At 56.2% G+C, this 23,768-nt stretch carries 17 protein-coding genes; 11 read left to right on the top strand and 6 right to left on the bottom strand.

The annotated features are described in order from the left end of the window. Positions 1–79 precede the first annotated feature (79 nt). Positions 80–829 (top strand): substrate-binding periplasmic protein, encoded by a 750-nt coding sequence (locus G5137_RS12005; protein ID WP_421206995.1) that lies wholly within the window; start codon positions 80–82, stop codon positions 827–829. Between the two features lie 36 nt (positions 830–865). On the opposite strand, the gene G5137_RS12000 is transcribed toward G5137_RS12005, so the two are convergent. Then, complete coding sequence (locus tag G5137_RS12000; RefSeq protein ID WP_421255436.1) at positions 866–1,729, bottom strand: LysR substrate-binding domain-containing protein; 864 nt, start codon at positions 1,727–1,729, stop codon at positions 866–868. A 166-nt stretch (positions 1,730–1,895) separates the two neighbouring features. Between G5137_RS12000 and G5137_RS11995 the strand changes: the two genes are divergently transcribed. From G5137_RS11995 to pflB, 4 genes are all read left to right on the top strand, one after another. Then, positions 1,896–3,329, top strand: a complete 1,434-nt coding sequence (locus tag G5137_RS11995; protein ID WP_021231363.1) for a glycoside hydrolase family 1 protein — start codon at positions 1,896–1,898, stop codon at positions 3,327–3,329. A 193-nt stretch (positions 3,330–3,522) separates the two neighbouring features. Continuing rightward, entirely contained in the window at positions 3,523–5,283 is a 1,761-nt protein-coding gene (ycaO, locus tag G5137_RS11990) for a 30S ribosomal protein S12 methylthiotransferase accessory factor YcaO (RefSeq protein ID WP_005352574.1), read from the top strand. Between the two features lie 381 nt (positions 5,284–5,664). Then, on the top strand, positions 5,665–6,513 hold the full coding sequence (focA, locus tag G5137_RS11985; RefSeq protein WP_005333620.1) for a formate transporter FocA: 849 nt from the start codon (positions 5,665–5,667) through the stop codon (positions 6,511–6,513). Between the two features lie 46 nt (positions 6,514–6,559). Further along, on the top strand, positions 6,560–8,842 hold the full coding sequence (gene pflB, locus G5137_RS11980; protein ID WP_005352571.1) for a formate C-acetyltransferase: 2,283 nt from the start codon (positions 6,560–6,562) through the stop codon (positions 8,840–8,842). 362 nt (positions 8,843–9,204) lie between these two features. On the opposite strand, the gene G5137_RS11975 is transcribed toward pflB, so the two are convergent. Beyond that, positions 9,205–9,639 (bottom strand): YcgN family cysteine cluster protein, encoded by a 435-nt coding sequence (locus G5137_RS11975; protein ID WP_421255472.1) that lies wholly within the window; start codon positions 9,637–9,639, stop codon positions 9,205–9,207. A 412-nt stretch (positions 9,640–10,051) separates the two neighbouring features. After that, on the bottom strand, positions 10,052–10,537 hold the full coding sequence (locus tag G5137_RS11970; RefSeq protein WP_421244962.1) for a cell division inhibitor: 486 nt from the start codon (positions 10,535–10,537) through the stop codon (positions 10,052–10,054). Between the two features lie 230 nt (positions 10,538–10,767). Here G5137_RS11970 and G5137_RS11965 point away from each other — a divergent pair, with 230 nt between their 5' ends. Together G5137_RS11965 and G5137_RS11960 are read left to right on the top strand one after the other, a co-directional pair. Continuing rightward, the gene (locus G5137_RS11965) at positions 10,768–10,965 is read left to right on the top strand and encodes a DUF4250 domain-containing protein (protein ID WP_005333612.1); all 198 of its coding nucleotides are present in this window, start codon (positions 10,768–10,770) and stop codon (positions 10,963–10,965) included. A gap of 375 nt (positions 10,966–11,340) precedes the next feature. Next, on the top strand, positions 11,341–13,815 hold the full coding sequence (locus G5137_RS11960; RefSeq protein ID WP_216978915.1) for a glycogen/starch/alpha-glucan phosphorylase: 2,475 nt from the start codon (positions 11,341–11,343) through the stop codon (positions 13,813–13,815). 366 nt (positions 13,816–14,181) lie between these two features. Here the strand turns inward: G5137_RS11960 and G5137_RS11955 are convergent, their stop codons facing one another. After that, entirely contained in the window at positions 14,182–15,567 is a 1,386-nt protein-coding gene (locus tag G5137_RS11955) for an SLC13 family permease (protein ID WP_421249919.1), read from the bottom strand. 161 nt (positions 15,568–15,728) lie between these two features. Next, positions 15,729–16,163 (bottom strand): thioredoxin TrxC, encoded by a 435-nt coding sequence (gene trxC / locus G5137_RS11950; RefSeq protein WP_421255435.1) that lies wholly within the window; start codon positions 16,161–16,163, stop codon positions 15,729–15,731. 167 nt (positions 16,164–16,330) lie between these two features. Between trxC and G5137_RS11945 the strand changes: the two genes are divergently transcribed. From G5137_RS11945 to G5137_RS11930, 4 genes are all read left to right on the top strand, one after another. Next, complete coding sequence (locus G5137_RS11945) at positions 16,331–19,135, top strand: response regulator (protein WP_421223189.1); 2,805 nt, start codon at positions 16,331–16,333, stop codon at positions 19,133–19,135. A 166-nt stretch (positions 19,136–19,301) separates the two neighbouring features. Then, on the top strand, positions 19,302–21,038 hold the full coding sequence (locus G5137_RS11940; protein ID WP_421255434.1) for an ABC transporter transmembrane domain-containing protein: 1,737 nt from the start codon (positions 19,302–19,304) through the stop codon (positions 21,036–21,038). Beyond that, entirely contained in the window at positions 21,035–22,786 is a 1,752-nt protein-coding gene (locus G5137_RS11935; protein ID WP_421255433.1) for an ABC transporter transmembrane domain-containing protein, read from the top strand. Before G5137_RS11940 ends, G5137_RS11935 begins: the two co-directional genes overlap by 4 nt. A 167-nt stretch (positions 22,787–22,953) precedes the next feature. After that, positions 22,954–23,427 carry a DUF4442 domain-containing protein gene (locus tag G5137_RS11930; RefSeq protein WP_259583523.1) on the top strand — a complete coding sequence of 158 codons (474 nt, stop codon included), beginning with the start codon at positions 22,954–22,956 and terminating at the stop codon, positions 23,425–23,427. Between the two features lie 33 nt (positions 23,428–23,460). Here the strand turns inward: G5137_RS11930 and ybcJ are convergent, their stop codons facing one another. Continuing rightward, on the bottom strand, positions 23,461–23,694 hold the full coding sequence (gene ybcJ / locus G5137_RS11925) for a ribosome-associated protein YbcJ (RefSeq protein ID WP_005361116.1): 234 nt from the start codon (positions 23,692–23,694) through the stop codon (positions 23,461–23,463). Between the last annotated feature and the right edge of the window lie 74 nt (positions 23,695–23,768).

Below are 23,768 nucleotides of genomic sequence, written 5' to 3'. Positions count from 1 at the left end.
TTTCCACTGGATCCTGAACCTTGCCGCAGCCCGCTTTGCACTAGGCTCAGAGGTGGCAGAAGTGGATGGAGTCGCGGCCATGAGAGTCAGTCTGGGGAGTGCAATCTTGTGGGGATTGCTGATGTGGCAGAGTGTCTGGGCGGCGCCAGCGGCCGAGTTGAAGCTGGTCTACTTTGACGACTTTGCCCCATATTCGTGGCGTGACGAACAGGGCAAGATGCGCGGGCTGATGATCGACGTGATGGAGCGGGTGGCAGCGCAGATGGGGCTGCGGGTGCGCCATGAAGGTTATCCGTGGCAACGGGCGCAAAAAATGGTGCGGATGGCGCAGGCCGATGGCTTTGTCACCATCGCAACCCGGGAGCGGCGCAGCTATACCTTGGTTGTGGAAGAGCCGGTCACTACCACTGTGCTAACCATTTTTACCCAGCGCGCCCATCCCCGAATGGCGGAATTTCAGCGAGCCAGCAGCTTGAGCGATTTCAAATCGCTTACCTTTCTCGACTATTTCGGTAACGGCTGGGGCAAGGAGAACCTGGCGGGTTTCACCGTTCATCACACCATCAATGTCGATAATGTCTTCAAAATGCTGGCGGCGGGTCGGGGGGATCTGATGGTGACCGACCCACTGGTGGCACGCTTCAAACTCAACCAGCTGGGTCTCTCCGGGTTGGTGGTCGAGGTGCCGCTGCAGCTTGCCTCTACCCCGTTCAATCTCTGCATCGGCAAGCACTCCCGCTTCAATACCCGGATAACCGAGTTCAACCGTGCCCTGCAACAGCTGCGACAAAGCGGCGAGTTGGCGCGTATCGTCGAACGCTATCGTTGATGCGCGGCCGCCATCTGCTGTTTGCCAACGGCGTGTCTATCTTGGCGTCATATCAGAAATGGTTGCCCAGAAGGCGTCGATCAAGGGCCCCTTGCTGTGGGGCGGACGGATAAGGCCAATGGTCCAGCAGGCTTCCCCGTCTCTCAAGGGGAGGGTGAGCACATCCGGGTGCTCGATGGTGGTGGAGGAGGGGACCAGGGTCCAGGCGATCTCTGCCGCCGCGGTGGCAACACCGGCGGCGAAGTCGTTGACGTACTGGATATCGCGAAAACGCAGCCCGCTCTGGGCCAGATAGTTCATCAGGTGATCGTAAAAGGACGGGGCCTTGTCCCGACGGAGGATCGCCAGCGGCTTGTCCACCAGATCCGCCAACTCCCTCACATCGCGGTAGCTGGCGGGCAGTACGGCGACAAAGTGGGCTTCGACCACCGGCAGGGCGTGCCACCCCTTGGGGGCGGGCAGGCGGCAAAAACCGAGATCCAGCTTGCCTTCACTGAGCGCCAGTAGCTGGTGGTGGGTGGAGAGATCGTTGAGCTCGATGGTCACTTGCGGCCGCTCGGCGCGAAAACGGGCGATGGCCGTGGGCACCAGGATTTTGGTGGCCACGCCAAAGCCGATGCGCAGGGTGCCGACATTGCCCGCCAGCACGTCGCGGGCGGTGCGCGAGAGCTGCTCGCTCTGGATGACCACAGCGCGGGCATCCTCATACAGCGCCCTGCCCAGTCCGGTGAGGCGAGTGGTACTGGCGTTGCGCTCGAACAGCTCGCCGCCCAGCTCCTCCTCCAGCCGCCTTATCTGTTTGCTCAGGGCCGACTGGGTAACGTGCTGACGTACCGCCGCCTGGCCGAAGTGCAGTACCTCCCCCAGAGTGACGAAGGCTTTCAGATCCCGTAGCTCCATCAGGGCTCCTTTCATTCCTGTTGGGAATGTTGAGTGGTCAAATTTGTCATTGGACGGAATTTTAGAAGTGAAGGATGCTTATGCCAATTCATTTCGGGTGCCCAGACAGGGGGCGCCGAGTTAACAGAGATGGCTGACACCATCAGCGCAGAAGGAGCAACACCAGATGCATCACCACAAGTTCAACGACTTCCCGAGCGATTTTCTGTGGGGCGCAGCCTCCGCCGCCTATCAGGTGGAGGGGGGCTGGAATGCCGATGGCAAGGGGCCCTCGGTGTGGGATCTCTTCACCAAGCTGCCGGGCAAGACCTTTGAGGGGAGCAACGGCGATGTGGCGGTGGATCACTACCACCGCATGGAAGAGGACGTGGCGCTGATGGCCGAGATGGGGCTCAAGGCTTACCGCTTCTCGGTGAGCTGGCCGCGCATCTATCCCACCGGTCGGGGGGAGGTGAACGAGGCGGGGCTGGCCTTCTACGAGAAGCTGATCGACACCCTCTTGGCCCACCAGATCGAACCGGTGCTGACCCTTTATCACTGGGATCTGCCGCAGGCGCTGCAAGATGAGTACGGCGGCTGGGAAGACCGACGCATTATCGAGGATTTCGAGCGCTACTGCGTGACCCTCTATCAGCGTTTTGCCGGCAAGGTGAAGTACTGGGTGTCGCTTAACGAGCAGAACTACAACCTGACTAACGCCTATCAGCTCGGCACCCATCCGCCCGCTGTGCAGGATCGCAAGCGCTTCTTCGCCGCCAACCATATCGCCTTTCTGGCTAACGCCCGGGTGATCAAGGCGTTTCGCCAGCATGTGCCAAATGGCCTCATCGGCCCGAGCTTTGCTTACTCCCCAGCCTATCCGGCGTCGTGCGATCCGAAAGATATGCTGGCCTACGAGAACGCCGAGGAGTTCAACAACCTCTGGTGGCTGGATGCCTACTGCTTCGGCCGCTATCCGCAGGCGGCGCTCGCTTACTTGCGGGAAAACGGCGAGGCGCCGGAGATCCTGCCGGGCGATATGGAGTTGCTGCGAGAGGGGACGCCCGACTACATCGGCGTCAACTACTACTACACCCTGACCTACACAGATAACCCCTTGGGCGGTCAGACCCTGCAGCGGATCAACACCACCGGCAAGAAGGGCACTACCCCGTCCAGCGGCATCCCGGGTCTTTACAAGACGGCGCCCAATCCGCACCTTGAGACCAGCAACTGGGACTGGGCCATCGACCCGACCGGGATGCGCATCGCGCTGCGTCGCCTCTCTTCCCGCTATGGCCTGCCGCTGATGATCACCGAGAACGGTCTTGGCGAGTTCGACAAGCTGGAGGCGGGCGACAAGGTGAACGATGAGTATCGCATCGATTACCTGCGCAGCCACGTCAAGGCGTGCCAGGAGGCGATGCAGGATGGGGTGGAATTGCTCGGCTACTGCGCCTGGTCGTTCACCGACATCCTGAGCTGGCTCAACGGCTACCAGAAGCGTTACGGCTTCGTCTATGTGGAGCGTGACGAGCAGGGGGGCTCCCTTCGCCGGATCAAGAAAGCGAGCTTCCACTGGTACAGCCAGGTGATTGCGAGCCAGGGTAAGCAGCTCTGACGGTTTATCGCGTCGCGTAACAAGCGGGCCCGGGCAATCCCCGGGCCCGCGCTTTTTTTGGCGGGGGAGCGGGGACAAGCCGGTTTCTCACCGTGCGACTCATCCCTGTTTACTGATTTTTGTCCTGCCAAAGCCGCCGACCCCTGCTATTATCTGCGGCCGAACATGAGCCAATAAAAATCAGGATATCGTGATGACTGACCACACTTTTATTCCCGGCAAGGACGCGGCGCTGGAAGACTCCATCGAACGCTTCCAGACCAAGCTGCAAGCCTTGGGCTTTGATATTGAAGAGGCCTCCTGGCTCAACCCCGTGCCGAACGTCTGGTCGGTGCATATTCGCGACAAAGAGTGCGCCCTCTGCTTTACCAACGGCAAGGGTGCCAGCAAGAAGGCGGCCCTCGCGTCTGCCCTTGGCGAATATTTCGAGCGTCTCTCCACCAACTACTTCTTCGCCGACTTCTATCTTGGCGAGCAGGTCGCCAACGGCGATTTCGTTCACTACCCGAACGAAAAGTGGTTCCCCATCGAGGGTGACCAGTTCCCGGCCGGTCTGCTAGACAGCTTCACCCGCAAGTTTTACAACCCGGATGGTGAAGTGACCGCCGACATGCTGGTGGATCTTCAGTCAAACAACGAAGAGCGCGGTATCGTCGCCCTGCCGTTCGAGCGCCAGTCCGATCACGAGACCGTCTACATCCCGATGAACATCATCGGCAACCTCTATGTCTCCAACGGCATGAGCGCTGGCAACACCAAGACCGAAGCGCGCACCCAGGCGCTCTCCGAGGTGTTCGAGCGCCACGTGAAGAACAAGATCATCGCCGAGGCTATCAGCTTGCCGCTGATCCCGGACGAGGTGATTGCCCGTTATCCGGGAATTGCAGCCTCCATCGCCGCCCTCGAAGCGGAAGGCTTCCCCATTTACAGCTTCGATGCCTCCCTGGGTGGCCGCTATCCGGTCATCTGTGTGGTGCTGCTTAACCCGAGCAATGGCACCTGCTTTGCCTCCTTCGGTGCCCACCCGCGCTTCGAAGTGGCCTTCGAGCGTACCGTCACCGAGCTGCTGCAGGGCCGCGGTCTCAAGGATCTCGACGTATTCGTGCCGCCGTCATTCGACAACGAGCAGGTGGCGGATCACCACAACCTCGAGACCCACTTCATCGACTCCTCGGGCCTTATCAGCTGGGATCTGTTCAAGCAAGATGCGGACTTCGAGTTTGCCGACTGGGACTTCCGTGGCACCTCGCAGGAGGAGTTCGACCACCTGATCGGCATCTTCCACGAGCTGGAGCAGCCGGTCTATATCGCCGACTACGAGCATCTGGGTGTCTACGCCTGCCGCATTCTGGTGCCCGGCATGTCCGACATCTATCCGGCCGAAGATCTGCTGCTGGCCAACAACAATATGGGAGCCAACCTGCGCGAAGTGATCCTGGCACTGCCATCACTTGATTGGGATGCCGAGCAGTACATGGCGTTGTTTGATCAACTGGATGAAGAGGGGCACGACGAGCGTACCCGTGTACGCGAGCTGCTGGGCATCGCCGCCGCCAAGGGGACCGCGCTGCACACCCTGCGCGTTGGCGAGCTGAAAGCCATGCTGGCGCTGGCCGCCGGTGAGCTGGAGACGGCGCTGGATCTCATCGACTGGACCATGGAGTTCAACCAGTCGGTGTTCACTGCCGAGCGTGCCAGCTACTACCGCGCCCTGCGCGCCTGCGTCGAGTTGTTCCTCGACGAGGAGCGGGATCCGGAGCAGTATCGCGCCGTCTTCACCCGCATGTATGGTGAAGAGACGCTGGCACAGGCATGGGCCAACGCCACTGGCGAAGCACGCTTCCACGGGCTGGAGGCGGCTGACCTGTCCCTCTCCCAGTTCCCGCTGCACCAGAAACTGCTGGCGGCTTACGAGAAGCTGCAGAAGGCCAAGCGAGCCCATCACTGGGCGTGATCGTTGCTGTAAAGGAAGGGGCCGTGTGGCCCCTTCTGTTTATCGTGCGACAAGGCACGGGATTGTTATTCAAAGATGAAATAAAAAACAAAAAATACCCCTAAGGGGGTTGATGGCAGGGCAGGGGATGTGCTGTCGATCTGCAAAGATATCTTGCCAATGCCACATTTCCATGCTCTAGAATAAATTCTTTAAAATCATTGCATTAAAAATGTGATATTTCTGTTTCAGCTGATACCTGGTGTAAAGTGGCGTAGCCATCACACTAAAATATTTGTAGTAAAATTACATTCGCACTCTGATAAACTTGATCAATGTCAATTTTGGCTATTTGGCCCTTTGTTATGATTTCAACAGGCAAAACATTCAGGTAGAAAATAATTGAAAGCTGAATCTCCATTCGATTGTCTCAAGCCCGAAGCCATCGCTGCACTGGCTGAAGACATCACCTATGCCAAGGCTACCAAGCCGGCATACAAGGTCATTCCACTGGCCATCACCGCAGGCGCTTTCATCGCCATCGCATTTATCTTCTACATCACAGTGACGACCGGAACCGGCTCCATGCCTTGGGGTATGGCCAAGTTGGTGGGCGGTCTCTGCTTCTCTCTCGGACTTATTCTCTGTGTGCTGCTCGGTGCCGAGCTGTTCACCTCCACCACCCTGACACTGGTGGCCAAGGCTGCCAATCGCATCAGCTGGGCTCAGCTGCTCAAGAATTGGGGTCTGGTCTACTTCGGTAACCTGATTGGCGGTCTGCTGATGGTGGCGCTGATCATCGTTTCTGCCGAGTACACGGCAGCAGACGGTCAGTGGGGCCTTAACGCCCTCAAAGTGGCCCAACACAAAATTCACCACACCTTCTTCGAAGCGGTGGCGCTGGGTATCCTCTGTAACCTGATGGTATGTCTTGCTGCATGGATGGCCTTTGGTGCCCGCAGCGCGACTGACAAGGTAGTGGTTATGCTGCTGCCGGTTGCCATGTTCGTTGCCTCAGGTTTCGAGCACAGCATCGCAAACATGTTTATGATTCCGGTTGGTATCGCTATCCACAGCGTGGCTAGTCCGGAATTTTGGCAGGCCATCGGCCAGGATCCGGCAACCTTTGCTGACCTGACCGTATCCAACTTCGTCCTACACAACCTCATCCCCGTGACCATCGGCAATATCATCGGTGGTGGCGTGATGGTTGGTCTGACTTACTGGTTTATCTTCCGTCGTCATCATTAAGGATGATTGCGGGATACTACATCAATACCGTGTGAGGTAATGAAAAATGGCAGAACTTAACGAACAGTTCCAAAAAGCATGGGAAGGCTTCGCGGCCGGTGAATGGCAGACCTCTGTCAACACCCGTGACTTCATCCAGAAGAACTACACCCCGTATGAAGGTGACGAGTCCTTCCTGGCTGGCGCGACCGAAGCGACCACCAAGCTGTGGGACAAGGTCATGGAAGGGATCAAAATCGAAAACCGCACTCATGCGCCGGTTGATTTTGATACTGACCTGCCCTCCACCATTACCGCACACGATGCCGGTTATATCGATCAGAGCCTGGAGCAGATCGTTGGTCTGCAGACTGACAAGCCGCTGAAGCGCGCCATCATCGCCAACGGCGGTATCAAGATGGTTAAAACTTCTTGCGAAGTGTACGGTCGTCAACTGGACCCGATGGTCGAGAAGATCTTCACCGAATACCGCAAGACTCACAACCAGGGCGTGTTTGACGTTTACACCAAAGACATCCTGAACTGCCGTAAGTCTGGTGTTATCACCGGTCTGCCGGATGCCTACGGCCGTGGCCGTATCATCGGTGACTACCGTCGTGTTGCTCTGTACGGTGTTGACTTCCTGATGGCCGACAAACTGGCCCAGTTCAAGTCCCTGCAAGCTGACCTGGAAAACGGTGTCAACCTGGAAGCTACCATCCGTCTGCGCGAAGAGATCTCCGAGCAGCACCGTGCCCTGGCACAGATGAAGGTGATGGCTGCCAAGTACGGTTGCGATATCTCCGTACCGGCCAAGAACGCTAAAGAAGCCGTACAGTGGACCTACTTCGCCTACCTGGCGGCAGTCAAGTCCCAGAACGGTGCAGCCATGTCCTTCGGTCGTACCTCCAGCTTCCTGGATATCTACATCGAGCGTGACCTGCAGAAAGGCCTGATCACCGAGCAAGAAGCCCAGGAGCTGATGGACCACATGGTCATGAAGCTGCGTATGGTTCGCTTCCTGCGTACTCCGGAATACGATTCACTGTTCTCCGGTGACCCGATGTGGGCGACCGAGACCCTGGCTGGTATGGGCGTTGACGGCCGTACTCTGGTCACCAAGAACAGCTTCCGTATGCTGAACACCCTGTACACCATGGGCCCGTCCCCTGAGCCGAACCTGACCATCCTGTGGTCCGAGAAGCTGCCGGTCGGTTTCAAAAAGTACTGTGCCAAGGTATCCATCGAGACCTCTTCCGTTCAGTACGAGAACGACGATCTGATGCGTCCGGATTTCAACAACGATGACTACGCCATCGCTTGCTGTGTATCCCCGATGATCGTTGGTAAGCAGATGCAGTTCTTCGGTGCTCGTGCCAACCTGGCCAAGACCATGCTGTATGCAATCAACGGTGGTATGGACGAGAAGCTCAAGATCCAGGTCGGTCCGAAAACCGAGATGGTCAAGTCCGAGTACCTCGACTACAACGACGTAATGGATCGTCTGGACCACTTCATGGATTGGCTGGCCAAGCAATACGTTGCTGCGCTGAACATCATCCACTACATGCACGACAAGTACAGCTACGAAGCCTCTCTGATGGCGCTGCACGACCGTGACGTATATCGCACCATGGCGTGTGGTATCGCTGGTCTGTCCGTAGCCGCTGACTCCCTGTCTGCCATCAAGTACGCCAAGGTCAAGCCGATTCGTGACGAAGATGGCGTTGCCATCGACTTCGAAATCGAAGGCGAATACCCGCAGTTCGGTAACAACGACGCTCGCGTCGATGATATCGCCTGTGACCTGGTTGAACGCTTCATGAAGAAGATTCAGAAGCTGAACACCTACCGTGGTGCTGTTGCTACCCAGTCTGTTCTGACCATCACCTCCAACGTGGTATATGGCAAGAAGACCGGTAACACCCCGGATGGCCGTCGTGCTGGTGCTCCGTTCGGCCCGGGTGCAAACCCGATGCACGGTCGTGACCAGAAAGGTGCTGTTGCTTCCCTGACTTCCGTAGCCAAGCTGCCGTTCGCTTACGCTAAAGATGGTATCTCCTATACCTTCTCCATCGTTCCGAACGCACTGGGTAAAGATATGGAAGCCCAGAAAGCCAACCTGGCTGGCCTGATGGACGGTTACTTCCACCACGAATCCAACGTAGAGGGTGGTCAGCACCTGAACGTTAACGTGATGAACCGTGAAATGCTGCTGGACGCCATGGAAAACCCGGAGAAATATCCGCAGTTGACCATCCGCGTATCTGGTTATGCCGTTCGCTTCAACTCTTTGACCAAAGAGCAACAGCAAGACGTCATCACCCGTACCTTCACTGCTTCTCTGTAATCGAGACATAGTGAGCAAAAACCGGCGCCAAGGCGCCGGTTTTTTTATGCGTGCGATTCAGGGGGAGTAATCATCCCCTGTGAATCGCCCCCAGTTCCATCGCAACCACAACAGTTGTTACTGGGGATTTGAAGAGGATCAAGGGGAGGGGCTCACCAGGATTGACCTGGGCCCCGTCTGTAATGCGATTATGCTTTATTCGCGCTCTAAGGGGATAGGCGGTTGCTCTGCCTGCCATTGCATCAGTGTTGCTATGGCTCGTGGAACAGCTGATCAGGTTTAAGGGGTGAACAGAGGCGCCATCGCGGGTATCAAGCAATACCCATAAGCCCTTGTCTTTGGAGAATAGCGGGTTGAGCGTGTCAGCTGGCCCAGGTGATGATGTGATCGATCCATTCACCCGCCTGATCCTCGTGAATGACTTTGCCACGGACGGAATGACCAGCCTGATGCATCGCGGAACGACTGCCGGTCAGCAGAGGATGCCATTCTGGAAGAGCGTCACCTTCAGACAGCAGGCGATATGCGCAGGTTGAGGGGAGCCAGTCATATTCGGTGATCTTGTCATGGGTGATCTGCAGACAGTCAGGCTCTTTTTTGAAACGATTGGCGTAATCAGAGCACTGACAGGTCTTGGTGTTAAGCAAATTGCAGGCGACATTGGTGAAAACCAGTTCGTCGGTATCTTCATCGATCAGCTTGTTGAGGCAGCATTTTCCGCAACCATCGCAGAGGGATTCCCATTCGGATTCAGTCATCTGCTGCAGACTCTTGGTCTGCCAAAAGGGGGCTTGCATCATACCGCTCACTTATTACACCTGATAAAACGCGTGGTTATACCCCTTGTTACCCGGTATTTCAAGGAGAGGGTCACTCCGGTGGGCAAATTGTCGTGATCAGCTCAAATGAATGCAATGACTTTCAGCCTCATCATATTGCTCAAACGGGTTCGCTGGTGGGCAGGAAGTCCCGCAGGTTTGAATACTTGGGCTGCATGATTGTCCAGTTCAGGTTTTATTTTCTGCTTCTTTATCCGTTACATCTTTTGATGTTTGTCTGCTTGCAGCAAGCAGGGTCAAATGATCTCCGATGCCTACCGTCAGGCTGTTGCAAGCTTGTCTTTCAAATAAAGCCGCTGGTCACATATTGTTTGCGCCCTTCTGTCACTGCGACCCGCGGGAGAGCCTGCGTAGGCGTTCGTTTTTTGTCTTAATGATTGAGATAGATATCTTGCTCTGAATAAGCCAGCAGAGGTGTGCCGAGGTTAGTCCGTTTCGCGCCAAAGAAGCGGGTGAGTACGCCAGATTGCTGTCCCAGTCGCTGCAGCTTGACGTGATCCAGCTCGATCTGCTCGGGTAGCCAGGTAAATACGGCGGCGCAGTGACCATTGCCCAGACTGCGCTCCAGGGTTTGCTGCCAGTTCTTGATTTTGGGGCTATGTACCACCAGCACTCTCTTGGGATCGATACCTCGCTCTTCCAGACAGCTGACTGTGGGGCGTCCCGGCGGGGCGATCAACAAGATCCAGCCGGTATGAGAGTCACCTAACTTGCTCAGTTCGCTCAGAAACTGATCATCAGACTGGATAGTCACACCATCATGAGCCAACTCCGCTTTGCAGGCGGTTCTGGTTGGCCAGGGCTTGCTCATGACACGATTCATCGCAAAGGGCAGTGAGTGCAGGGGCTGGTTCATATATGGGATTCCTGTATGAATATCCAAGCTGTATGTGTATACAGTAGTTATATCCTGTGGCAGTGACAAGGTGTTTTTGCTGAAAAATGTGATGGTGTTAGCATGTGACGTTAGTAAGACTATGTTTTTAAAAGTTATTTAATATAAAACTGGCTGGGTGTTTTTCGTACTATGGACAAACCTTGCGTAACCACCCATGGTTATACAGGTCATTTACAGGAGGTGCCGCCATGGATATCAGTACCTTGCAACGTCTTGATGCCAACATCTTGCTGGGCATCATCAATGAGAAGCTAAGGCTTGAGTGTGACGGGTTGGAGGAGTTGCTGGCCTATTACGATATGAGTGAAGAGCAGTTGGCAGGGCGTCTGGATCAGATTGGGTACCATTACGATCCATTGAGCAATCAGTTCAAAGCACATCTTTAAGGATGCAATGATTGCTTCATATTTATACGGTAATTTTTCAGGCACATTGAAACCGGTTTCAATGTGCCGTCTTGCTGCCTATTTTCAGGGATTTTCAAGGCTTGGCAATCTCTGAAAACCTATTCATGCCAGAATATTTTTATTTTTTCATTAAGCTTATGATAATAAAGGGAATGTTTGTTTTTGTGCGATCAATTTAAGGAAAGGGTTTTCAAGCTTTTCAGGCTGTTTTTATCGGTTAAAGTGTGACTTGCGTTAACTTTTAATTCTGCCGCTTTAGTTAGTATTCTCACGCCGGTACATATTTTGAGATAACAACAGCGCCGGTCCCGCAAGCGGGATAACAATTTTATTTGTAACGAAGGAATATGGTTTATGGCTACCAAGAAGAAGACAGACCAGGATCTCCAACTGGATAAAGATCAGCTCAAGGCGAGTATCGTGCGTCACCTGCGTTCTACCTTGGGAACAAGCGAACAGAAAGCCTCTCCCGAAGCGTGGTGGAAAGCCACTGCGGCGGCCGTCAATGAACAGGTGTACGAGCGCCTGACCCGCACTCAGCAGACTCATTTCAAGAAAGATACTCGTGCGATTCACTACCTCTCTGCTGAATTCCTGATGGGAAGATTGACCTCCAACAACCTGCACAACCTCTCCCTCTACAAGACTTGCGAAGAGGCGCTGGGCGAACTCGGCCTGGAACTGACCGACCTGTGCGAACAAGAGCCGGATATGGCACTTGGCAACGGCGGCCTGGGTCGTCTGGCTGCCTGCTTTATCGACTCGCTGGCCACCCTGAACTATCCGGCGGTTGGTTACGGTATCCACTACGAACACGGTCTGTTCCGTCAGGAAATTCAGGATGGTCGCCAGATTGAGCGCCCAGACTCCTGGCGTGAATATGGCAACCCCTGGGAGATCTGCCGTCCCGAGTCGGTGCAAGAAGTGCCGCTCTATGGCTACGTCGAGACCGTGTTTGGTGACAATGGCGGCCTGAAGAAGGTGTGGCACGCCGGTCGCAAGATTAAAGGGGTGCCTTGGGATATTCCGGTGGTCGGTTTTGGCGGTCACACCGTCAACATCCTGCGTTTGTGGGAATCCCGCGCCTCCGAGTTTTTCGACTGGGACGTATTCAACGCCGGTGGTTATATCGACTCCCAGGCTGAGAAAGCCCAGGCCGAGACCATATCCAAGGTACTCTATCCGAACGATGAGACCGATGCCGGTAAAGAGCTGCGTCTGATCCAGCAGTACTTCTTCTGTGCTTGCTCCATCAAGGACATCATGCGCCGCTACAAGCGGGTGCATGGCGCCGACTTCAGCAACTTTGCCGCGCAAATTGCCATTCAGCTCAACGATACTCACCCGACTGTCGCCATCCCGGAACTGATGCGGGTACTGGTTGACGAGGAAGATCTGAACTGGGATGCCGCTTGGGCCATCTGCTATCAGGTCTTCTCTTATACCAACCACACTCTGCTGCCGGAAGCGCTGGAGAAGTGGTCGGTCAGCCTGTTCGAGAAAGTACTGCCTCGCCATCTGGAGGTGATTTACGAGATCAACGCCCGCTTCCTGAACGAGTTGGTGGAGCCCAAGTGGCCGGGCAACGACGCCATCAAGGCCAAGCTCTCCATCATCGAAGAGGGGGCCGTGCGCAAGGTTCGCATGGGCAACCTGTGCGTGATCGGTTCGTCCAAGGTGAACGGTGTGGCCGAGATCCACTCCAAGCTGGTGAAGGAAGATCTCTTCCCCGAGTATGCCGAGCTGTGGCCGGAAAAAATGTGCAACGTGACCAACGGGGTAACCCCGCGTCGCTGGCTGCTGGCCTGCAACCCGGAGCTGGCGGGTCTCTACAACGAAGTGGTGGGCAAGGAGTGGCCGCTGCAACTGGACAAACTGCGTGGCGTGGTGAAATTTGCCGACGACAAGGCGTTCCAGCAGCAGTTCATGACCATCAAACGTCATAACAAAGAGAAGCTGGTCAAGGTCATCAAAGACGAAACCGGTATCGATGTCAGTGCCGAGGCGATCTTTGACGTTCAGATCAAGCGTCTGCACGAGTACAAGCGCCAGCAACTGAACCTTATTCACATCATGGCACTCTATCGTCGTCTGCTGGCCAACCCGGACTATGACATGCATCCGCGTGTGTTTATCTTCGGCTCCAAAGCGGCGCCCGGTTACAAGCTGGCCAAAGACATCATCTATGCCATCAACAAGCTGGCGGATCGGGTCAACAACGATGCTCGTATCCAGGGCAAGCTGAAAGTGGTGTTCATGCCGAACTACCGCGTGAGTCTGGCCGAGAAGTTGATCCCGGCGGCAGATGTCTCCGAGCAGATCTCTACTGCTGGTTACGAAGCATCCGGTACCGGCAACATGAAGATGGCACTCAACGGTGCAATCACCATCGGGACGCTGGATGGAGCCAACATCGAGATCGCCGAAGAGGCGGGGGCCGAAAACTGTGCCATCTTCGGTCTGAACGTGGACGAAGTGAAGTCGCTGAAGGCGCGCGGTTATAATCCGTACGACTTCTACTATGCCAACTCCGAGCTCAAGGCCGTGCTGGACTGGTTTGATACCGACTACTTCACGCCGGGTCGTCCGGGTGAGCTGGCCTCCATCAAGCGCTCTTTGCTGGAAGGGGGAGACCCTTACCTGACCTTGGCGGACTTCCAGTCCTACTCGGATGCACACAAGCTGATCGATACCTGGTATCGGGATCCGGCGCTGTGGGCGAAGAAGGCTATCATCAACTCGGCCACCATGGGTAAGTTCAACTCAGACCGTTCCATCCAGGACTATGTGGATCGTATCTGGAAGCTGAAACCCTGCAACATCGGTTGATCACCTCTTAATATGAGAACCCCGCTATGCGGGGTTTTTTTATAGCTGCTTGGATTCGTAAATATTTGTACACCATTTGCAAAAAGCTTGATCATCTGTGATAGATGTACAGGGCATCACATATTATTTTAATGTCGTTATTACCAGCCTTTCCCGGGAACACCTCATCTCATGGCACCCGTATCGCTCATAAGTCTGAAGTCATCATCATGTGTACTCTCGCTGCTGTCGCATGGCACAAGCTGACGATGGTCAGGGATGTGACAGATGGCCGTTGGGGTGCAGGAAAAGAGAAAGCCCCGATGATACGGGGCTTTGTTGGAACCTGGTGTTGATTGAGGAGCCCGGCGAGCGAGCCACCAGCCATCAATGCAGTATGTCGCCCATAAAATAGGCAAGCAGGGTCAAAATGACGGTGAAGACCAGGTTCAGCACCAGGCCGGCCCGCATCATTTCACGCTGCTGGATATGGCCGCTGGCGAAGACAATGGCGTTGGGCGGGGTAGCCACTGGCAGCATGAAAGCGCAGGAGGCACCGACAGCGATCAGCACGGATACGACAATGGGAGAGACTCCCAGTGCCTCTGCGACTCCGGCAAACAGTGGAACCAGCAGAGCGGCGGTAGCGGTGTTGGATACCAGCTCGGTCAGGAACACCACGAAGGTGGCAAGACAGAGCAGGATGACGAAGATCGGCATGGTGGCCAGACCGTTGGATAGGTGCTCCGCCAGGAAGGCGTTGGCCCCGGTCTGCTTAAGGATGGCGCTCAGGGTCAAGCCGCCACCAAACAGCATCAGTACTCCCCAGTCGGTGTTCTGGTTGATGTCATCCCAGCTAGCTACCCGGCTGACGGCGATGGCGATGATGGCTCCCATGGCGATCAGTGTATCAAATTGAGGTATTCCTCCCAGCGCCTGGGCAATAGGCTGGGAGCCAATCCACAACAGCACTGTGGTCAGAAATATCAGCATGGTCACCTTGCGTTGGCCGGTCCACTCTATGGTCACTCGCTCTGTGCTGACCTGATGTGAGAGGTTGGGGCGGGTTACCAGATAGAGCAGCCCGATGCCTACTGGCATGAAGATGAGGACAACAGGAATGCCAAATTTCAGCCAGTCAGTGAAGCCCAGCCCCATCTGGGCGGCCGCAATGGCATTGGGCGGGCTGCCTACCAGGGTGCCGATGCCGCCAATACTGGCGCTGTAGGCAACACCAAGCAATACGAAGACCAGTGTGCGGCGCTCCTTGTGAATGTCGAGACCTTTGAGCATGCCAAGGGCCAGCGGCATCATCATGGCGGCGGTAGCGGTATTGCTGATCCACATGGAGAGTGCCGCAGTAATACTGAAGAGTACGATGGCAGCCCAGCCGAGGTGTCCCTTGGCGAGCTGCATCACCTTACCGGCAATCTGGGTGTCTAGCCCCTGTTTGGATAGCGCTGCCGCCAGGGCAAAACCGCCAAAGAAGAGGAACAACACCGGGTTTGCGAAGTCGGTCAACGACTTGCTCATATCAAACACCCCGAGCAGGGTGGCAAGTACCGGGATGGAGATCGCGGTGATAGTGATGTTGACCGCTTCGGTCAGCCAGAGAATAGCTATAAAGACCAGAATGCCCAGCCCCTTGTTGACCATAGGATCAAAAGGGAGCCAAGCGAGCATGATGCATAGCAGGAGCAGATCCAGGATCACGATCCCGGTCTTGATATCCAGCCAGCGAGATGGAGCAGAGGGTACAGCTGATGTGTGCATAATGTTCTCTCGGTTAATTTATGGTTGTTTTTGTGTTGCCGAGATTACATCCATTCACTTGTTTGAAACAGACTCACATGTTGAAAATCAGCCTCTACTCACATACTCATTGATAAAAATGAGGAAATGAACACATAAATAAAACATGTGCGAAATATAAATCAAACATCCATGAACGGTTCCAGCCACTGCTTGAACATGTTCTTGGGCAGGGATCCATTTATCTGGTTCACCACTTTACCCTGTTTGAAGACCATCAGGGTGGGGATGCTGCGAATGGCGTAACGGGCGGCAATGGTGCTCTGCTGCTCGGTATCGACTTTGACAAAGCGCATCCGTGGTTCGAGTTCATGGGCAACATCATGAAATACTGGAGCAAACTGCTGGCAAGGGCCGCACCAGCTGGCCCAAAAATCGACAACGACCGGAATATCGGAGTTGATCAGGGTATCGAAGTTATCCGCCTTCCCGAGGCAAGGGGTTTGGCTGAACAGGGACGCCTTGCAGTGCCCACATTTGGCGGAGTGGGTTACATGGGTGGAGGGCAGGCGGTTTCTTGTAAAGCAGTGGCTACAATAAGTAGTGATAAATGACATAATAGTCTCCTTGAAGATCGGTTCTGGTGGCTGTGATGAAAATAGTGCCAGAGTTAAAATAGTGAAATAACGTTAACACAGCGCTCGGCTGGGATGGACACTTCCACTCCGAGCTCTGCTCAAGCCGGACAATTCAGCGGCCATTATAAGTAGAGAGTCAAAACGGGATGAATAAAGGATCACGGAAGAGCCCTGTGGTACTGCTGCTTGTTGCTGCCTTGTTGCTCGGCTTCTCGGTTCTTTGCTGGCAACTGCTTAGTCAACAGCAGCGTGCATACAGCCTGAATCAGGCAGCGGAGGCAGTGCTGAACCGGATCAACACCGACAGTGTTTACCTGCTTGGTCGTGAGAGTGCCAATGATAGCAATGTTCAGCAACGGCTCGTCCAGTTATCCGGTATCCTCGATAGCTTTGTTCACAGGGTTCGTAGTGATGCTGAGGTTGAGCAAACGCCTCTTTCACAGAGGTTGCTGCAGGATTTGGATCTCTACCAGATGGAGCTGGCCAGACTGTACAGCATGGAAAAGGCGGTGGAATATATCGTGCAACCCTTTCAGCATCAGCTTGAGAAGGTACGCGCTATCACGCCGGCAGAGAGCCTCTTGCATCGTGATCTCAATGAGTTGGCCCAACTCAGCCATTTTTTGCAACACAGCGCCGATAACCAGTATCAGCAACAGCTGAGCTTGTTGCAGCGTGCTCTTGCTTCCCATTACGGCTCGCAACCCGAGGTGATCACCTTGGTTAACCTGAGCAAGGATTTGAGTCGTCAGGTGATGGCTTATCATACCCTGCGCCATCGTCTCATCGATATGCAGGTGAGCGATAACCTGGTGCGCTGGAAGATGGATAAGCTGGAGCGGGCTTCATCATTGCTGAACCGCTTCTATTTAATGGTGCTTGGCGGTGCCTTGATCAGTTTTGTGCTGGTGGCCTATACCCTATGGCGTCGTAATCAGAAGTTGAGCGAGTTGTCCCGTCAGACGGCCTTGCTGGCACAGGCCAAAAGCGATTTTCTGGCCAATATGAGCCACGAGATCCGCACCCCCATGAATGCCATCATCGGTTTCAGCTCACTGGCACTGCAGACAGAGCTGGATCAGCAACAACGGGACTATCTGGGCAAGATAAAGTCTTCATCAGATACCTTGCTGCTGCTTATCAACGACATTCTCGATCTGACCAAGGTGGAGTCCGGCAAGCTGACGTTGGAGGAGATCGACTTCGATCTCAGCGAGCAGCTCGACTCGCTGGCGGGCATGTTTGCCGATCTGGCGGAGCGCAAACATGTGGAGGTGATCATTCGCAAATCGCCGGAGGTGCCTGTCTTCTTGCGTGGGGATCCTCTGCGGCTGGGGCAGGTTCTGGTCAATCTGGTGAACAATGCCATCAAATTCACCGAACGTGGTGAGGTCGAAGTCTCCATCGATCTGGCCAACTCCCATCCAATGCGGATCCGCTTCAGTGTGCGCGATACCGGCATCGGCATTGCCGAAGAGAAGCAGACCCAACTGTTTCAGGCGTTTACCCAGCTGGAGGCGGGCAATACCCGCAAATATGGCGGCTCGGGTCTTGGGCTCAATATTTCCCAGCGGCTGGTGGAGCTGATGGGGGGGCGGATCACCGTAGAGAGCAAGCCTGGCGTCGGCTCTCTGTTCAAGTTCGATATCCCGATGGCGCAGGCGGTCTACGGTGTGGCTGGACGGAAAGTTTTCTTCGAAAACCAGCCGCTGGTGATGGTGATGGATGACAACGAACTGGTGCTGGATCTGGCTCGGGACATCCTGACTCGGGCGGGTGTGCGAGTGCTGCCGGTCAACTCCCTTTCCCGTGCCCGTCAATTATTGCGTGAAGAGGGGCCCAATCTGCGGTTGGCAATCCTCGACTGGCGCATGGGGCAGGAGGATGGGCTCGATCTGGCGCTGGAGATGTATCAGCACAGCCAGTGGCGGCGGATACCCATCCTGATGATCAGCGCCTGGGCCAGAGAGGGGCTGCACGCCCGGATGGACAGCATGGGGCTGACCCATTTTCTGCCCAAGCCGATGACCGAGAATGCCCTGCTGGCCAAGGTGGACGAGTTGCTCAATGGCAGCTCTTATGAACTCAATCTGCGCAAGGCAGAGGCTCAGGGGGATCAGCAGCACTTCAAATCCCTGTTGCAGGGTACCCGAGTGCTGTTGGCCGAAGACAACCGGGTCAATCAGCAGCTCATCATCGAATATCTACGTCGGGTCGATGCGGTAGTGTGCGTGGTTAACAATGGTCGCGAGGCGGTGGAGCGGGTTGCCGAGCAGCCTTTTGACGTGATCCTGATGGACCTGCAGATGCCGGTGCTGGACGGACTCGATGCCACCCGCCAGATCCGCAAAATGGTCGACAAGCACGATGTGCCCATCATAGCCCTCACTGCCAGCGCCATGCATGGAGACAAGGAGCGCTGCCTGGGGGTGGGGATGAATGGTTACGTCACCAAGCCGGTGAGCAAGCTGGATCTTTACAACAACCTGCTGCAGTGGGTGAAGCCGCAAGGGGTGGAGCAGGCGGGGATCATGGAGGTGAAACCGCCGGATATGATGGGGATCCTCGATCTGCAGGATGCCCTCAAGCGGCTGGAGCAGGACAAGGAGGCATTGCAGATCCTGTTCAAGCTGTTTATGTCGGAGCACAAGGACGATCTGTGGGAGATCCGTTCCGCCTTGCGCCGTCAGCAGCCCGAGGTGGCCAGCAAGCTACTGCACACCCTCAAGGGGGTGTCTGCCAATATCTCGGCGGCCCGTCTGCAATTGGTGGCTGGCGAGCTGGAGTGGCGCCTGCGGCAAAACGAGGTGCTGAGCGAGGCGGATCTGGAGCAGTTGCAACAGGTCTTCAGCCAGACCCGGGAAGAGGTGTCACACTTCCTGTTGACCGGTGAGCAGCATGAAAATTCGTATAATCCCTATTCATCAGGGGATGATCGCATGTCACAGTGAATTAAATAGTAATTATTCTCAACCATCCCAGTTCGGGATATGATGAGCTTTCGTTCAAATCGCCTCCAGCCGGAGGCGATTGTTTTCATTGTTCTATTTCTGCGTGGCTTCTCTGATGGCCGCTCCTTGGAGCGGTCACGGGCAGAGAGCGCTAAAGGTTGGTGGTGTGAGCGTATTTCTACGATTGAGCTGGTTTTTCAAGGAGCAGTGGCCCCGTTATCTGGCTGCCATCTCCCTGCTGCTGATGGTGGCCCTGTTGACCGTTATTCCGCCCAAAGTGGTGGGCTGGGTGGTTGATGGCATCACCAAGGGCGGTCTCGACAATGGTACCCTGATGCGCTATCTGGCGGGGCTGTTTGGTCTGGGTGTGCTGATTTATCTGCTGCGCTACGTCTGGCGGGTGATGCTGTTCGGTGCCTCTTACCGTCTGGCCTATGTGTTGCGCAATCGCCTTTTCTGCCATTTCACCCGGATGAGCCCCGATTTTTATCAGCGCCACCGTACCGGCGATTTGATGGCCCATGCCACCAATGACATTCAGGCTGTGGAGATGACCGCTGGCGAAGGGGTACTGACTCTGGTGGACTCCATCATGGTCGGGGTATTGGTGCTCTCCATCATGTGCAGCCAGTACTCTTGGCAGTTGACGCTGGTCTCCTTGCTGCCGCTGCCGGTGATGGCCTATTTCATGAACCGCTTCGGCACCCAGATCTACACCCAGTTCAAGGCGGCGCAAGGGGCCTTCTCCAGGCTCAACAACAAGACCCAGGAGGCTCTTTCCGGCGTGCGGGTGTTGAAATCCTATGCGGTTGAATCGCTGGAAGATGAAGGCTTTGCCGAGCTGACCAAACAGGCGGGGGAGCGCAATATGGCGGTGGCCCGCATCGATGCCAAGTTCGATCCGGTCATCTACCTCTGTATCGGTTGCTCCTACTTCCTCGCGGTGGCGGGGGGCAGTGTGCTGGTGCTGCGCGATGAGCTGACTCTGGGTGAGCTCACCAGCTTCACCATGTACCTCGGCCAGCTGATCTGGCCGATGTTTGCCATCGCCTGGCTGTTCAACATCATCGAGCGGGGCAGCGCCGCCTACTCCCGTATCGAAAGCCTGCTGGGGGAGCGCAGCGATATCGAAGAGCCCGCCCAGCCGGCCGCGTTTACCTCTGCCTTTCCTTTGCAGATCAAAGGGGTGAGCTATCAACTTGAGCAGCGCACCCTGCTTGCGGATATCGACGTTACCCTCAAGCAAGGGGGGATGCTCGGGGTGGTGGGGCGCACCGGGGCAGGCAAGAGCTCCCTGCTCAAGCTGTTGATGCGCCTTGCCAATCCGACTCACGGTTCGATTGTCATGGGTGGCGTTCCGATTGACCAGTTGCCGCTCGCCACACTGCGCAGCCAGTTTGCCTATGTACCGCAGGAGCCATTCCTGTTTTCCACCACCATCGCTGCCAATATTGCCCTCGGCAAACCCGATGCGAGCCGCGAGGAGGTCGAACGGGTGGCACGCATTGCCTGTGTCCACGATGATATCGTGCGTTTCCCCAAGGGTTATGAGACCGAGGTCGGGGAGAAAGGGGTGACCCTCTCCGGCGGCCAGAAACAGCGGCTGGCCATTGCCCGCGCCCTGCTGCTGGATGCACCCATTCTGGTGCTCGATGATGCGCTCTCGGCGGTGGATGCCCACACCGAGCAGCAAATTCTGCATTCCCTCAAGGCCCATCGTCGCACCCTGATCCTGGTCAGCCATCGCATGACGGCGGTGGAGCAGGCCGACGAGATCCTGGTGCTGGAGCAGGGGGCCGTCAGCGAGCGGGGTCATCACGGTGCCCTGATGGCGCACAATGGTTGGTATGCAGATATGGTGCGTTATCAGCGACTCGAAGAAGCGGTGGAGGAGAGCCTGTGAATCCGACCATTAAAAGACTGCTCGCCTACTGCGCCCGCTATCCTCGCTGGCTGATCCAGGCGGGGATTTGCCTGCTGCTTGCCACCGGCGCCGAAGTGGCCGGGCCGCTGCTGATCAAGCTTTTTATCGATGACTATCTGGCGCCACGCAATATCGTGCTGCCCACCATTGCTTTGATTGCAGCGGGCTATCTGGGTTTGCAGGTGCTTTCGGCGGCGGGTTTCTATTTGCAATCCCTGCGCTTCAATCGCATCGCTCAGGCGGTGGTGCAAACTTTGCGCGAGCAGGTATTTGCTACCGCCATCCGCTTGCCGGCCCGCTACTTTGACAAGCATCGATCCGGCTCGCTGATTTCCCGCATCACCAACGACACCGAAGCGATCATGAACCTCTATGTGCAGGTGATCGGCTTGCTGGTGCAAAAAGTGGTGCTGTTGTGCGGCATCCTCATCTCCATGGCGCTGCTGGATCTGCGGCTGATGCTGGTCTGCTCCCTGTTGCTGCCCGCAGTGGGCGGGGTGATGTGGCTCTACCAGAAACTGAGCGTGCCAGTGGTGCGAGCGACCCGCAGTCTGCTCTCCGACATCAACAGCCGCCTCAACGAGTCGCTGCAGGGGATGCCGGTTATTCAGGCGATGGTGCAGGAGCGCCACTTTGCCAACGCCTTTGCCGAGGTGAACCAGCAACACTGGTCGGCACGGATCAAGAGCCTCAAGATCAACGGCATTTTGCTGCGTCCGCTCATCGATCTCTTCTACATGATGGTGCTGATCGGCCTGTTGGCGCTGTTTGCCCATGAGGGGGAGAGCCACGCGGGTGCTATCCAGGTAGGGGTGCTCTACGCCTTTATCAGCTATCTGGGCCGGATGATCGAGCCGCTCATCGAGATGACCAACCAGCTTAACCAGTTGCAGCAGGCGATGGTGGCGGGGGAGCGGGTCTTTGCCCTGCTCGATGAAACCCGCGAAAGCACCGAGGGCGAGATGATCCCGCTGGAAGGGCGGGTCAGTTTCGAGCGGGTGAGCTTCTCCTACGATGGTGAGCAGCAGGTGCTGCGGGAGGTCAGTTTTGCCGCAAAACCGGGCCAGATGCTGGCGCTGGTGGGCCATACCGGCAGCGGCAAGTCCACCATTATCAGCTTGCTGATGGGCTTCTATCCGCTGGGTCAGGGGCAGATCCGCTTCGATGATCACGCACTGGATACCCTGTCGCTGGCAGCGGTACGCCGTAGCATCGGGCTGGTGCAGCAAGATCCCTTTATCTTCGTCGGCACTCTGGCGGAAAACCTGCGTCTCGGTCGGGCCGGAATAGACGAAGCGCGGCTCTGGCAGGCGCTGAGCGAGGTGCAGCTGGCCGAGTTTGTGCGCAGCCTGCCACAGGGGATCAACACCCTGATGGAGGAGGGAGGCAAGAACCTCTCCGCCGGCCAGCGGCAACTGCTCTCCTTTGCCCGGGCGCTGGTGGGGGATCCGCGTATCCTCATTCTGGATGAAGCGACGGCCAGCGTGGACTCCCAGACCGAGTTGGCGCTGTCGCAGGCGATCTCTGCCGCCCGTCGTGGCCGCACCACCATCGCCATCGCCCACCGCCTCTCGACCATCGTCGATGCGGACGAGATCCTGCTGCTCTCCCGCGGTCAGGTGAGCGAGCGGGGTAGCCACAGCGAGCTGATGGCCCTCGGCGGTCACTATGCCCAGCTGTTCGAGATGCAGAGTCAGGGGGCCTGGCTCGAAGAGAAGCGCGCCTGATCGGCACATTTGCTGTAACAGCGACATGAACGAAAAGAGGGAACCGGTGCGGTTTCCTCTGTTTTTTTGGGTTGGGCAAAAGGTCGTAAGCGTGATCCCTGTACTTGTCGAATGGCGCAGATGCAGGCAACATGTTGTTTACATTAACTCATCGGATCAGTTCGCATATGGATTTGCAACGCTTCAAAGCCAATCTGGCGCTTCGGCTGTTTGCCTGGCGCTACATTCCCGTCATCGGGTTTTGTGCCCCGATCATCGAAGAGATGAACGCCAAGGCGCTGCGCATTCGCATTCCCCTTGGTTGGCGTACCCGCAACCACCTGGGCAGCATGTATTTTGGCGCGCTGGCGACCGGCGCCGATCTGGTAGGTGGTCTACTGGTGATGGAGAAGGGGCGGCAGCGGCGCAAGAAGGTGCACTTCGCCTTCAAGGATGTGCAGGGGGAGTTTTTGAAACGACCGGAGGGGGATGTGCAGTTCGACTGCGTAGCGGGGGAGGAGATTGACGCCATGATCGACGAATCGCTGGCAAGCGGTCAGCGCATCAATCGCCCCATCCAGGTGGTAGCCACCTGTCCGTCATTGAACGGGGATGAGGCGATGGCGCGTTTTGTGCTGACCCTGTCGATCAAGGCCAGCTAGCGGGTTGCCGGAGAGTGGCTCCCCGAAACGGGTTTAGCCAATCTCCGGGCTGACGCCCTCTTTCACCACGACCTTCATGCCGTTGAAGTTGACCACCTGTTCGGCCACGATCTTGCAGCGCTTGCGGGTCTCGACCTGACCGTCCACCTCGACCAGCCCTTCGGCAACGAGGGCTTTGGCGGCGCCGCCACAATCGGCCCACCCCTGATGTTTGATAAGGTCACACAAGGCAACGAAGGGGTGACCTTCGAGCAGAAACGTCTCCATGGGAAATCCTCTAGATGGATGAATGCCGGATACAGCAGGGCGACTATTTTAGGCAGTTCGCTCAGGCAAAGAAA

This window comes from Aeromonas sp. 600282 (assembly GCF_049175755.1).
GTDB lineage: Bacteria > Pseudomonadota > Gammaproteobacteria > Enterobacterales > Aeromonadaceae > Aeromonas > Aeromonas veronii_A.
The sequence above is the reverse complement of the archived record's forward strand: the minus strand, read 5'-3'. Positions and strand labels throughout refer to the sequence as shown.

What these genes read in the sequence shown, in the direction of transcription:
- G5137_RS11930 (WP_259583523.1), top strand. Translation starts at nt 22,954, where the DNA reads ATGGATTTGCAACGCTTCAAAGCCAATCTGGCGCTTCGGCTGTTTGCC.
- G5137_RS12005 (WP_421206995.1), top strand. Translation starts at nt 80, where the DNA reads ATGAGAGTCAGTCTGGGGAGTGCAATCTTGTGGGGATTGCTGATGTGG.
- ybcJ (WP_005361116.1), bottom strand. Translation starts at nt 23,694, where the DNA reads ATGGAGACGTTTCTGCTCGAAGGTCACCCCTTCGTTGCCTTGTGTGAC.
- G5137_RS11975 (WP_421255472.1), bottom strand. Translation starts at nt 9,639, where the DNA reads ATGCAAGCCCCCTTTTGGCAGACCAAGAGTCTGCAGCAGATGACTGAA.
- G5137_RS11955 (WP_421249919.1), bottom strand. Translation starts at nt 15,567, where the DNA reads ATGCACACATCAGCTGTACCCTCTGCTCCATCTCGCTGGCTGGATATC.
- G5137_RS11970 (WP_421244962.1), bottom strand. Translation starts at nt 10,537, where the DNA reads ATGAACCAGCCCCTGCACTCACTGCCCTTTGCGATGAATCGTGTCATG.
- G5137_RS11965 (WP_005333612.1), top strand. Translation starts at nt 10,768, where the DNA reads ATGGATATCAGTACCTTGCAACGTCTTGATGCCAACATCTTGCTGGGC.
- G5137_RS11945 (WP_421223189.1), top strand. Translation starts at nt 16,331, where the DNA reads ATGAATAAAGGATCACGGAAGAGCCCTGTGGTACTGCTGCTTGTTGCT.
- G5137_RS11960 (WP_216978915.1), top strand. Translation starts at nt 11,341, where the DNA reads ATGGCTACCAAGAAGAAGACAGACCAGGATCTCCAACTGGATAAAGAT.
- pflB (WP_005352571.1), top strand. Translation starts at nt 6,560, where the DNA reads ATGGCAGAACTTAACGAACAGTTCCAAAAAGCATGGGAAGGCTTCGCG.
- trxC (WP_421255435.1), bottom strand. Translation starts at nt 16,163, where the DNA reads ATGTCATTTATCACTACTTATTGTAGCCACTGCTTTACAAGAAACCGC.
- G5137_RS11995 (WP_021231363.1), top strand. Translation starts at nt 1,896, where the DNA reads ATGCATCACCACAAGTTCAACGACTTCCCGAGCGATTTTCTGTGGGGC.
- G5137_RS12000 (WP_421255436.1), bottom strand. Translation starts at nt 1,729, where the DNA reads ATGGAGCTACGGGATCTGAAAGCCTTCGTCACTCTGGGGGAGGTACTG.
- ycaO (WP_005352574.1), top strand. Translation starts at nt 3,523, where the DNA reads ATGACTGACCACACTTTTATTCCCGGCAAGGACGCGGCGCTGGAAGAC.